Here is a 12,225-nt window from a genome sequence, read left to right as displayed (position 1 = left end):
ATTAATTCTGATTTTGATACGCCCAAATCGGCATGGAACGCGCCATAATCCATCTGTCGGCCAGTCGACAGCCCCGGTTTCGGACCTGCCGACCCCCACCTCGGCACCGACCGCGGATCGGCCGTTCCACCGACCGCGCCCGCCACCGGCCGGCGCGCCGCATGACGCAAGGAGTCCCCGCGAATGCCGCTCATGGAGCCCTACCGGATCAAGGTCGTCGAACCGATCCCGGTGACCACCCGCACCCAACGCGCGCAGGCCCTGGCGCGCGCCGGGTACAACCTTTTCGGACTGCGCGCCGACGAGGTCACCATCGACCTGCTGACCGATTCGGGCACCGGAGCGCTCTCCGCCGCCCAGCAGGCGGCCGCGGCGATCGGGGACGAGTCGTACGCCGGAGCGCGATCCTTCCATCGCTTTCGCGAGGTGGTCGAGGATCTGACCTCCTATGAGCACATCTACCCGGTGCACCAAGGACGCGCCGCCGAACGGATCCTGTTCGCCACGCTGCTCAAACCAGGCCAAATAACGCTCAGTAACACGCATTTTGACACGACGAGGGCGAACTCCGAACTGATCGGGTGCGAAGCCCGGGACCTGCCCTGCCCGGAGGCCGCGGACCTCGACAGCCACGAGCCGTTCAAGGGGAACATCGATCTGGCGGCCCTGGAGGCCGCGCTGACCGGCCCGGACGCCGGCCGGGTCGGCCTGGTCATCATGACGATCACGAACAACGGAGGCGGCGGCCAGCCGGTCTCCATGGCCAACCTGGAAGCGGCGTCCGAGCTGTGCCGGCGGCACGGCGTGCCGTTCTTCCTCGACGCCGGGCGCTTCGCCGAGAACGCCTGGCTGGTCACCCAGCGTGACCCCGAGTACGCCAATACCGACCCCCGCGACGTGGCCAAGGCCGCGTTCCGCCTCGCCGACGGGTGCCTGGCGAGCCTCAAGAAGGACGGGATCGCCCACATCGGCGGCCTGCTCGCGATGCGCGACGGCGACCTGGCACAGCGGTGCGAGGTGATGCTGACCGCGACCGAGGGCTTCCGCACGTACGGCGGCCTGGCGGGCCGGGACCTGGAGATGCTGGCCCAGGGGCTCGTGGAGGTGACGGACCCGTACTATCTCCGCTCGCGCGAGGCTTCGGCCGCCCACCTGGCCGAACTCGTGAACGCGGCCGGTGTCGACACCGTGCAGCCGCCCGGCCTGCACGCCGTCTACCTCAACGCGGGACGCCTGCTGCCGCACATCCCGCCGGAGCGCTTCCCCGGTCACGCGCTGGCCTGCGCGCTGTACCTGGAGGGCGGCATCCGGACCGTCGAGCTCGGCACGCTGATGCTCGGCAAGGAGGGCGCCGAGGGCGAGGCGGCGACCCTCGCCCCGTTCGAGCTGGTCCGGCTGGCGCTCCCCCGCCGGACGTACACCCAGAGCCACCTGGAGTACGTCGCGGAGGTCATCGGCATGGTGGCCAAGCAGGCCACGCTCGTGCCGGGCTACCGCGTCGTCGAGTCGCCGCCGATCCTGCGGCACTTCAACGCGCGGCTGGAGCCGGTCACCGAGTAGGGCGCCCGGCTCGGCGAAGGACGATTCGAGGGGCGCGGCCGTTTCATGACCTCTCACGTAATCGCCACGGTGCGGGCCCAGGCGGCAATCTCGATCTCGCAGCCGCCGAACAGAGCAGGAGACGACGACATGACCGCCATCAAGGCGCCCGCAGCGGCCCCCGTCCGGGTGACGGCCGCCCCCGGCTGGGGGACCCTGCTGGTCCTCCTCACCGGGGTCTTCATTACCACTCTCGACTTCTTCATCGTCAACGTGGCGATCCCGGCCACCCAACGGGACCTGAACGCGACTCCGTCGCAGGTCCAGTTCCTCGTCGCGGGCTTCGGGGTGGCGCTGGCGGCCGGGCTGATCACCGCCGGGCGGCTCGGTGACCTGTACGGGCGGCGGCGGATGTTCGCGATCGGGCTCGCCGCGTTCACGCTGGCCTCGGCGGCCTGCGGGGAGGCCCCGACCGCCGGGTTCCTCATCGGCGCGCGGGTCGCGCAGGGGCTGGGCGCGGCGCTGCTGATGCCCCAGGTCCTGGCGATCATCAACACCGTCTACACCGGCGAGCACCGGGCCAAGGCGTTCAACGCCTACGGCGTCGCGATGGGCTTCGGCGGCGTGTTCGGGCAGCTCATCGGCGGCATCCTGATCAAGACGGACATCGCCGGTCTCGGCTGGCGCACCATCTTCCTGATCAACGTGCCGGTGGGCGTGGCCGCGCTCGCGCTGGTCCCGCGCCTGGTGCCCGAGTCCCGCTCCGCCGCCGGCGCCCGGCTGGACCTGGCCGGCACCGTGCTCGTCTCGCTCGGCCTGGTCGCGATCGTCTTCCCCCTGGTGCAGGGCCGCGAGCAGGGCTGGCCGATGTGGACGTGGGAGTGCCTGGGAGCGGCGGCCGTCCTGCTGACGGCGTTCGCCCTGTACCAGCGGCGGGCCGCCGCGCCCCTGGTGGCCCCGGCGCTGTTCCGGAACCGCTCGTTCACCGTCGGCGCGACCGTCAGCCTGCTGCACGCGATGACGATGGGCTCGTTCTTCCTGGTCCTGGCCCTCTACCTGCAGCAGGGACGCGGACTGTCCGCCCTGGAGTCCGGGCTGATCTTCCTCCCGCTGGGCCTCGGCTACTTCCTGTCCTCCACGCGCGCCGCCGCGGTCGCCGCGAGGCTCGGACGTCAGGTCATCGCCGTCGGCGCGCTGGGCATGGCGCTCGGGTACGTGGTGCTCGCGCTGACCGCCTCCGAACTCGGCGAGCACGGCGCCGTCGGCTGGGTCATCCCCGGCCTGGTGGTCGCGGGCGCCGGGATGGGCCTGGTCATGGCGCCGCTGCCCGCGCTGGTGCTGGGCGGGGTCGAGCCCGCGCACGCCGCCGCCGCGTCCGGCGTGCTGAGCACCGCCCAGCAGGCCGGCGGCGCGATCGGGGTGGCCCTGATCGGCGTGGTCTTCTACGGCGCGCTCGGCACCTTCCCGCACGCCTTCGCCGCCGGCCTGATCCTGCTGATCGTCCTGGACGCGCTGGTCGCGGCCCTGGTCCAGGCCCTCCCCCGCGCACGGTAAGAGCCGCGTCTCCCCTGCCGCGGCCCCGCCTCCGGACGTTCCTCCGTCCGCCCCGCCTCGACGCGCCGCGTCGAGGCGGGGCGGACGTCTGTGCGGCGTGACGCCCACCCCACCTTGGGTGACGCTTCGGTTACTCGATGGGATCAATGTCGCACCACGTGGCGATTGGCGCACGGACCGTCACTCACCATCATGAAGCTGGCCTTCACCCCAACACCGGACGTACCGGAAGGACGAGCAGATGGCGAGCGAGTTCCAGCGGAGAAAGATCGCCGGAGTGTTCGAGGCGATGGACACCGACGGCGACGGTTTCCTCCGGGAGGGCGACTTCGCGGCGCTGGCCGACCGCTGGATCGCGATTCGCGGCACCGACGACCATGCCCGGCTGAGCTCGATCATGATGGGCTGGTGGGACACCCTGCTCGCGGCGGCCCGTCCCGGCGACGGGCGCGAGGGGAAGGTCACGCTCGATGAGGTCCTGTCGGTCGTCGATCGGCTCGGCGCCATGCCCGACGCGGTCACCGGCACCGCCGAGGCGATGTTCGAGGCCGTCGACGAGGACGGGGACGGGCGTGTCTCCGCTGAGGAGTACAACCGGCTCATCGAGGCGTGGAACGGCCGCCCGACCGACACCGACGCGATCTTCCCTCTCCTCGACCTGAACGGTGACGGCCACCTCTCCAGGGAGGAGTTCGTCCGGCTGTGGACGGACTTCTGGGCCGGCGACGACCCGGAGGCGCCCGGCACCTGGGTGTTCGGACGCTTCGAGCTCCCGATCGGCTGACCGCCGCCGAAGAGGCGCGCTACCCGTGAGACGGGCGCGCCGCACCGGCCAGGCCGTGCCGGTGGAGGAACGCGTCGACGAGCCCGTCGGTGAAGTCGTGGCCGACGGGCTCGCCGGTGACCAGCACGCGGTAGTAGAGCGGACCCACGAGCCGATCCGTCCCGGCCGTCAGGTCGAGGCCGGCGGGAAGCCGGCCCCTGTCCACGGCCCGCTCCAACGGCATGCGGTCGCGGCGGCGTTGCGCGTCGAGGTACCTGGACCGGAAATCCCGGGCGAACGCCGGATCCTGCTGCGCCTGGGCGATGAGGGCCCTGAAGACGGCGCCGGGGTCGGACTCGCCGAGGAACCACGCCAGCCGGCGCAGATGGTCCCGCAGGTCGACGGCGAGATCGCCGGAATCGGGCGGGGCCAGGTCCTCGGACGCGTCCTCCAGCGGGGCGTCCATCAGGACGTCGGTCTTGGTCTTCCACCACCGGTAGATGGTCTGCATGGCGACGCCGACCCTGACCCTGAGACGAAGACCTGCGGCGCGTCGGGGCGCCCGCTGCCCGTCGGGTCGGAGAACAGCAGGGCCACGCGCCCGTCGCGGCGTACGTTGAGCGCCTTCTGCGCGAACGCCAGCGAGGTCGTGACCAGGAACGTCCCGTCGTCGTACCGCCAGGCGGCGGTCGGCCAGGTCAGCGGGGTGCCGTCCCGGCCCAGGGTGGTGAACTCGCAGGTCCGGTACGCGGCGATGGTCGCGGCGAGCTCCGCGTCGATGGTCGTCATCACGATCAGTCTCCCGGAATCGCTTCGGGTCTCGCGGCGAAACGCGGCAAACTCGGGCATACGGACCGAGCGGCTCAGGATCATGGGCGTTCAGAAGGAGGCGGCGTCGAACTGCTCGAGCAGGACGTCGGCCAGTGTTCCGCCCTCGGTGGTGGGCTCGCGGCCCTCGAGGGCCTGGTCGGCCCAGATGACCTTGCCGTTGGTCGTGTAGCGGGTTCCCCAGCGTTCGGCGAGCTGCGCCACGAGGAACAGGCCCCGCCCGCCTTCGTCGGTGGTGGCGGCGCGCCGGAGTCGTGGTGAGGTGCTGCTGCCGTCGGAGACCTCACAGGTCAGGGAGCGCCCGTAGAGCAGCCGCACCTTGATCGGCGATGCTCCGTATCGGATCGCGTTCGTGACCAGTTCGCTGAGGATGAGTTCGGTGGTGAAGGCGATCTCCTCCAGGCCCCACTCCCGTACCTTCGCAGCGCACGCGGCCCGTACCGAGGGGACCGCCGCCGCGTCGACCGGAACGTCCCACTCGGCCACGTGTGAGCGTGGGACCAGCCGCGTACGCGCCACCAGCAGCGCGATGTCATCGGCGGGATGGGCCGGCGCGACGGAGTCGATCACCGCCTGACAGATCTGTTCGGGGGTGCGTCCGTCGCTGTGCCGCAGCGTGCGGCGCAGTTGCTCCAGCCCGGTGTCGATGTCGCGGGTGCGGTCCTCGATGAGCCCGTCGGTGTACAGCACCAGTCGTGAGCCCTCCGGCAGGTGCAGCTCGGTGGTCTCGAAGGGGTAGCCGCCGAGTCCGAGCGGAGGCGAGGCCGGTACATCCGGATAGGTGACTGTTCCGTCCTGGTACACCACCGCCGGGCCGGGGTGTCCGGCGCGGGCGAGCGTGAAGGTGCCCGCCACCGGGTCATAGATCCCGTACAGGCAGGTGGCTCCGATCACCTCGTTCCCGCTGTGGCCTTCGGGGTTCGGGCCGGTGTGCTCCTCCCCGTCCATACAGGCGACCAGTTCGTCCAGGTGCCACAGGACCTCCTCCACCGGCAGGTCCAGCGTGGCGAAGTTGTGGGCGGCGGTGCGCAGCCGTCCCATCGTCACCGCGGCGTGCATCCCGTGGCCGATGACGTCGCCCATCACCAGGGCCACGCGTGCTCCCGGCAGCGGGATCAGGTCGAACCAGTCCCCGCCCACCCCCGCCTCGGCGGGCAGGTACCGCCAGGCCACCTCCAGCGCGTCCTGCTCCGGCTGCCGACGCGGCAGCAGACTCCGCTGCAGCGTGACCGCCATGGCGTGCTCCCGGGTGAAGCGCCGCGCGTTGTCGATGGCGACCGCCGCCCGCGCGGTCAGCTCCTCCGCCAGCAGCAGGTCCTCGTTGTCGAACTCCGGGGTCTCCCGGACCCGGTAGAAGCTGGCCACGCCCAGCGGGACACCCCGCGCCTGCAACGGCACGGCCACCAGCGAGCGCAACCCCTGCTCCAGCGCTTCGCCGGCGCGCTCGGGAGCCTCTTCCCGCCATGCCCGGGCCTGCCGCAGGTCCGCCTGCAGCAGGCCGTACCCGCGCTCCAGCGCCCGGTTCTGCGGCGCCGCCGGTGAGAACCACACCTGCTCGCCCACCGGCCACAGCGGCTTGATCCGCTGATCACCGCCGATCGCCACACGCCGCAGCCGCCATCGCCCCGCCGCCGGCTCCTCCCCGCGCAACGTCGCGTCGATCAGGTCCACCATGACCACGTCGGCGAACCCCGCAACGGCCACTTCGGCCAGTTCCCGCGCCTCACGGACCACGTCCAGCGTCGTTCCGATCCGTACCCCCGCCTCATAGAGCAGCTTCAACCGCTCCCGCGTCGCCTGGGCCCGCCCCGACACCGCGGCCAGTTCCGTGGTGTCCCGCAACGTCACCACGCTGCCCGTCTGCGCCCTGCCCGGGAACGTCGGCCGCTTGTTCACCGCCAGCAACCGGTCCTGCGCCAGATGAACCTCGTCGGTCACCGCCTCACCGGACATCAGCACCCGCGTCATGTCCTCCGGCAGCCCCAGCTCCCGTACATCCCGCCCCTGTGCGTCCGCCGACAGGCCCAGCAACCGCTGCGCCTCGTCGTTGGCCAGCACCAACCGCCCACCCGCGCCGGTGATCAGCACTCCCTCCCGCACCGCGTGCAGGACCGCGTCGTGATGCTCGTACATCCGCGTCATCTCCGCCGGGCCCACACCGTGCGTCTGCCGTCGCAGCCGCCGGGACACCAGCGCCGTCCCGGCCGCGGCCAGCGCCAGCGCCGCCACTCCGCTGCCCACGGTGATCGGCAAGTCCGAAACCCACTGGCTCGTCACGCCCTGGATCGTCTTCCCGGCGGACACCATCCCCACCACCGCGCCGTGCTCGTCGAACACCGGCACCACGGCCTGGACGAACATTCCGCCGCCCGCGGGGGTGGGCGGCCCGCCCGCCCGATTCTCGATGGTGGTGTGGCCGTGCAGCGCCGGTTCGATGGTGCCGACGAAGTGCTTCCCTATCTCGCTCGGATAGGGGTATGTGTAGCGGATGCCGTGGGTGTTCATCACGACGATGAAGTGGACGCCCGACCTCTTGCGGGCCGCTTCGGCACGCGGCTGCAGCACCGCCGTCGGGTTCGGTCCGCGCAGCGCCTGCGCCACCCCGGGGGCGTTGGCGAACGCCTCGGCGGCGACGACCGACTCCCGACGCCCCTGCCGCAGAGCGTCATGCGCCGCCTGATACACCTCCATCGCCACCGCGGCCGCCACCAGCAGGACCACGATCACGACCTGCAGAAGGAACACCTGCCCGGCGACGCTGCGCAGGCTCAGTAGAGACACCCGGCGATCGCGCGGGCGTCCGGCGGACAACTGACGGGAAGGCTTCCGGAGATGCCGGAAAGCTGCCTTCATGTCCCATTCATAACACCACGATGAGCGCCCAAACGCCCCCGCCTGGCCATTGCCACAAGCCGCGGGCGGGGTCATCGCCTGATCGCGGGCGAATGATGTGTCTCCCGGCGGCCGTCGCCACGAGAACGGCACACTGTTCATGTGGCCGAGATGATCGGTTCACTCATCCATCACCGGCACCGGCGATCGTGCTCCCCGGTATCGATCGACAAGGAGTACCTGATGGCCGAGTCCCCGAACGAGTCACCCAACCGGGTCGCCAGGCGACAGGTCCTGCGCGGACTGGGCGGGCTGGCCGTCGCCGGGCCTGTCCTGGGCCGGGCGGGCAGCGCCGCGGCCCTGGTGACCACCCCGGACCAGGCCGGAGCGCCCGCACCGGAACAGTTGCACCTGCAGTTCGGCGCGGACGCCGCCCACGAGATGGCGGTGTCCTGGGCCGCGCCGCAGCGGGTCCGCCGTCCGGTCGTCCGGCTCGGCAGGCGGGGTCACGGCCTCGGTTCGGAGATCCCGGCCGAGGAACGGGTCTACACCGAGGCCCTCACCGGGGAGACCGTCTTCACGTACCACGCCGTCCTGCCCCGGCTCGCCGCCGACACCCGCTACGAGTACCACGTGGCGCACCGCGGCGCGGAGCCGCTCAGCGGGTCGTTCCGCACGGCGCCGCACGGCCGGTCCAAGGGCTTCCGGTTCACCAGCTTCGGCGACCAGGCGGTTCCCGCCAAGGTCGGCAAGGGGCTCGGGCCCGCGACGCCGAACGCCGGCTACATCGTCGACGCCGTGGAACGGCTCGACCCGCTGTTCCACCTGCTCAACGGCGACCTGTGCTACGCGAACGTCAGTGACGCGCCGGTACAGACGTGGCAGTCCTTCTTCAACAACAACCAGCGCTCGGCGCGCAACCGCCCCTGGATGCCCTGCGCGGGCAACCACGAGAACGAGGTCGGCAACGGCCCTGAGGGCTACCTGTCGTACCAGACCCGCTTCACGCTCCCGGGCAACGGATCGCGGGAGTTCGCCGGCAACTGGTACGCCTTCACGGTGGGCCCGATCCGGGTGATCTCCATCAACAACGACGACGTGTGCCTGCAGGACGGCGCGTTCAGCGCGTACCGACGCGACAACGTCCCCGGTTACAAGGCGAAGGGGTACGACCCCTACATCCGCGGATACAGCCACGGCGCGCAGAAGGCCTGGCTGGAGCGGACGCTCCGCGCGGCGAGCGAGGACCCGGCCATCGACTGGATCATCGTCTGCATGCACCAGGTGGCGATGTCCTCCGCGCACTTCAACGGCGCCGACCTGGGGATCCGCCAGGAGTTCCTGCCGCTCTTCGACAAGTACGGCGTGGACCTCGTCGTCGCCGGGCACGAGCACCACTTCGAGCGGACGTTCCCGGTCAAGGGGGTGCTGCCGGGCAGCTCGCTGCTCACGCCGGCGCCGCAGGCCGACGACGCCTCCGTCATCGACACCACCAAGGGCGCGGTGCACATGATCATCGGCGGGGGCGGGCACTCGTCCGCGACGCCGTGGTCGGCGTTCGACTCCCCGCACGACGGCGTGGTGATCTACGACGTGGGTCCCGGCGACCCGACGACCCAGCGCGCGTCCAAGCTCACCACCGAGCCCGCTCCCTGGTCCGCGTACCGCGACCTGCAGCGGCCGTACGGCTTCGCCTCGTTCGACTTCGAGCCGCACGCCCCGGGCGGGAACACCCAGATCACCGTCACGCACTACGGCGCCGACCTGGGCTCCGCCGACTACCAGGAACTGGACCGTTTCGTGCTCCGCAAGTCCCGCGGCGGGCACCGGGACTGACGGCCACGGGGCGACGTCCCCGCTCGTCATGTCGCATTACGGCCGGGCCGGTCGGTGTCAGCGCACCGATCGGCCCGGCCGTAATTCGTCTGTCAGGTAATCGATGAAAGGTCGTTGACAGTCCGGAACGGGCGTCTTAACGTCCAGGCGACCACTTTCGAACATTGTTCGATATGCCGAACAATAGGACGAGAGGCCCGCCATGAATTTCCTGTCCCGGCTTCGCCGTGTGCGAAAAAGACTGATGTCGGTGGGCGCGGCGAGCGCGCTCGCCGCCGGCCTGCTGGCCGGCGTCTCCACTCCCTCGAACGCCGCGACCTCACTGCCGTGTGACATTTACGCTGCGGGCGGCACGCCGTGCGTGGCGGCGCACAGCACGACCCGCGCCCTGTACGCCTCCTACAACGGCCCGCTGTACCAGGTACGCCGTTCCTCGGACAACACCACCCGCGACATCGGCGTGCTCAGCGCCGGTGGATACGCGAACGCGGCGACCCAGGACTCCTTCTGCTCCGGCACCACCTGCCTGATCACCGTCATCTACGACCAGTCCGGCCGGGGCAACAACCTCACCCAGGCCCCCGGTGGCGGTGCCGCGGGCGGCCCCGACAACCTCGCGGTCGCGACCGCCGCGCCCACCACGGTGGGCGGCCACAAGGCCTACGGCGTCTACGTCGCCCCCGGCACCGGATACCGCAACAACCACACCAGTGGGATCGCGACCGGAGACCAGCCGGAGGGGATGTACGCCATCTTCGACGGCACCCATTACAACGGCGGCTGCTGCTTCGACTACGGCAACGCCGAAACGAGCAGCAACGACACCGGAAACGGCCACATGGAGGCCGTCTATTTCGGGAACATCAAGGTCTGGGGTTATGGCGCGGGCAACGGCCCGTGGGTCATGGCGGACCTGGAGAACGGCCTGTTCTCCGGCGTCAATCAGCACTACAACGCGAACGACCCGACCGTGAACTACCGGTACCTGACCGCCATTGTCAAGGGCGAGCCGAACCACTGGTCCATCCGCGGCGGCAACGCGCAGTCGGGTGGCCTGTCCACCTTCTACAACGGGGTGCGGCCCAACGTCTCGGGCTACAACCCGATGCACAAGGAAGGGGCCATCATCCTCGGCATCGGCGGCGACAACAGTAAGGGCTCGGCCGGCACCTTCTACGAAGGCGTGATGACCTCCGGCTACCCCTCGGACGCCACCGAGAACTCCGTCCAGGCCAACATCACCTCCGCCGGGTACTCGACGTCGACCGGCGGCGGCACCGGCGGAACGCTCACCCCCGGATCGTCGATCTCGCTGCGCGCGACGACGGCCTGCTGCACCGACCGCTACATCCGGCACCAGAACGACCAGGCCGTCACCTCGGTGATCAACTCCTCCAGTTCGTCGCTCGACAAGAACGACGCCACGTGGATCGTGCACAACGGTCTGGCCAACAGCTCCTGCGTGTCGTTCGAGTCGAAGAACTATCCCGGCGACTACCTGCGGCACCAGAACTTCCATCTGTACCGGCAGACCAATGACGGCAGCACGCTGTTCGCCGCGGACGCCACCTTCTGCCCGCAGACCGGCAAGAGCGGCCAGGGCACCTCACTGGCCTCCTACAACTACCCGGACCGGTTCATCCGCCACTACGACAACACCGTCTACATCGCCAGCGACGGCGGCTCGAACTCCTTCGACAGCGCCACCTCCTGGGCCGACGACGTGAGCTGGGTCGTCGACCAGCCCTGGGCATAGCCACCGGCGCGCCACCCGAGGCCCGGTGCGGAGGCGGCACCTCCGCACCGGGCACCACCGGTTCCGGGAGCCGGCCGGCGGCCGGGGTCACGGCAGCAGCAGGAGCTTGCCGGTGGTGGCGCGGGACTCGATGTCGCGGTGGGCCCGCGCGGCGTCCTTCAGCGGGTACCGTCCGCCGATCTCGACCTGGAGTCGTCCGTCCTGGACGAGGTCGAAGATCTCCGCGCTGTGCCGTAGCAGCGCCTCACGGGTCGGGATGTGGTCGAAGAACGTCGGGTAGCAGATCTTGATGCTGTTCGGCAGTTCCGTGATGGTCACGACGGGGACCGAGCCGATGAGGACGCCGTAGTACAGCAGCGTGCCGTTCCTGCGCACGACCCGCATCGACGCCCGGAACGTCGTCTCTCCCCCACCCTCGAACACGGTGTGCACGCCCTCGCCGCCGGTCAGCTCCAGGACCGGTTCCACGAAGGCGTCTCCGGTGGAGACCACGACGTGGTCCGCCCCGATCCGGCGGGCCAGCTCCGCCTTCTCGGGGGTGGAGGCCACCCCGATCACGGTCCCGCCGCGCGCCTTGATGAGCTGGGTGAGCTTCTGGCCCACCCCGCCGGCCGCCGCGTGGACCAGCGTCACCTGCCCGGGCTCGACGGGCGCGGCCTCGGTGACGAAGTGGTGGGCGGTGATGCCCTGCATCATCACGCTCGCCGCCACCTCGTCGGAGACGCCGTCCGGCACGGGTACGGCGCTCGCGGCCGGCAGCGCCAGTTGCTCGGCGTACGAGCCGTAGGCGTAGACCCAGGCGACCCGGTCGCCGACGCGGAACCCGGTCACGCCCTCCCCGAGCGCACTGACCTGACCGGCCCCCTCCACTCCCGGCACGAACGGCACCGGGCCCACCGCCGTACCGAGACGCCGCGTCCCGGTGTCCATGAAGTTCACTCCGGCCACGCTGACATCGACGCGGATCTCGCCGGGGCCCGGTTCCGGCGTCGGGCGCTCCCCGATCCGCAGTTCCTCCGGGCCGCCCAGCCGTTCGACGGTGATCGCCTGCATTGTCCTGCACCTTCCTGTCGGTCGGCGTCCACACTCGCTCCGATAAAATGGACCCGCAAGTCCA

Annotated in this window: 9 protein-coding genes; 5 read left to right on the top strand and 4 right to left on the bottom strand. The window is 70.6% G+C overall.

Translation table 11 applies throughout. The annotated features are described in order from the left end of the window. Positions 1–183 precede the first annotated feature (183 nt). The 3 genes from ABD978_RS37670 (at position 184) to ABD978_RS37660 (ending at position 3,877) form a co-directional block, all read left to right on the top strand. A complete protein-coding gene (locus tag ABD978_RS37670) occupies positions 184–1,560 on the top strand; it encodes a tryptophanase (protein ID WP_345365350.1) in 1,377 nt (458 codons plus the stop codon). A gap of 129 nt (positions 1,561–1,689) precedes the next feature. Continuing rightward, a complete protein-coding gene (locus ABD978_RS37665) occupies positions 1,690–3,093 on the top strand; it encodes an MFS transporter (protein ID WP_345365348.1) in 1,404 nt (467 codons plus the stop codon). A gap of 241 nt (positions 3,094–3,334) precedes the next feature. Continuing rightward, positions 3,335–3,877, top strand: coding sequence for an EF-hand domain-containing protein (locus ABD978_RS37660; RefSeq protein WP_345365346.1), 543 nt, complete (start codon positions 3,335–3,337; stop codon positions 3,875–3,877). A gap of 19 nt (positions 3,878–3,896) precedes the next feature. Here the strand turns inward: ABD978_RS37660 and ABD978_RS37655 are convergent, their stop codons facing one another. From ABD978_RS37655 to ABD978_RS37645, 3 genes are all read right to left on the bottom strand, one after another. Beyond that, positions 3,897–4,367 carry a TetR-like C-terminal domain-containing protein gene (locus tag ABD978_RS37655; RefSeq protein ID WP_345365344.1) on the bottom strand — a complete coding sequence of 157 codons (471 nt, stop codon included), beginning with the start codon at positions 4,365–4,367 and terminating at the stop codon, positions 3,897–3,899. Continuing rightward, positions 4,322–4,645 carry a pyridoxamine 5'-phosphate oxidase family protein gene (locus ABD978_RS37650; protein ID WP_345365342.1) on the bottom strand — a complete coding sequence of 108 codons (324 nt, stop codon included), beginning with the start codon at positions 4,643–4,645 and terminating at the stop codon, positions 4,322–4,324. Before ABD978_RS37650 ends, ABD978_RS37655 begins: the two co-directional genes overlap by 46 nt. A gap of 90 nt (positions 4,646–4,735) precedes the next feature. Then, entirely contained in the window at positions 4,736–7,465 is a 2,730-nt protein-coding gene (locus tag ABD978_RS37645) for a SpoIIE family protein phosphatase (RefSeq protein WP_345365340.1), read from the bottom strand. A 294-nt stretch (positions 7,466–7,759) separates the two neighbouring features. Here ABD978_RS37645 and ABD978_RS37640 point away from each other — a divergent pair, with 294 nt between their 5' ends. Together ABD978_RS37640 and ABD978_RS37635 are read left to right on the top strand one after the other, a co-directional pair. Continuing rightward, a complete protein-coding gene (locus tag ABD978_RS37640) occupies positions 7,760–9,352 on the top strand; it encodes a purple acid phosphatase family protein (protein ID WP_345365338.1) in 1,593 nt (530 codons plus the stop codon). A 229-nt stretch (positions 9,353–9,581) separates the two neighbouring features. Next, complete coding sequence (locus ABD978_RS37635; RefSeq protein WP_345365336.1) at positions 9,582–11,108, top strand: alpha-L-arabinofuranosidase B; 1,527 nt, start codon at positions 9,582–9,584, stop codon at positions 11,106–11,108. A gap of 87 nt (positions 11,109–11,195) precedes the next feature. Here the strand turns inward: ABD978_RS37635 and ABD978_RS37630 are convergent, their stop codons facing one another. Next, entirely contained in the window at positions 11,196–12,161 is a 966-nt protein-coding gene (locus ABD978_RS37630; protein ID WP_345365334.1) for a quinone oxidoreductase family protein, read from the bottom strand. Between the last annotated feature and the right edge of the window lie 64 nt (positions 12,162–12,225).

The sequence above is a fragment of the Actinoallomurus liliacearum genome (genome assembly GCF_039542035.1).
GTDB classification, from domain to species: Bacteria; Actinomycetota; Actinomycetes; order Streptosporangiales; family Streptosporangiaceae; genus Actinoallomurus; species Actinoallomurus liliacearum.
This window is presented reverse-complemented; position numbering and strand designations above follow the sequence as displayed.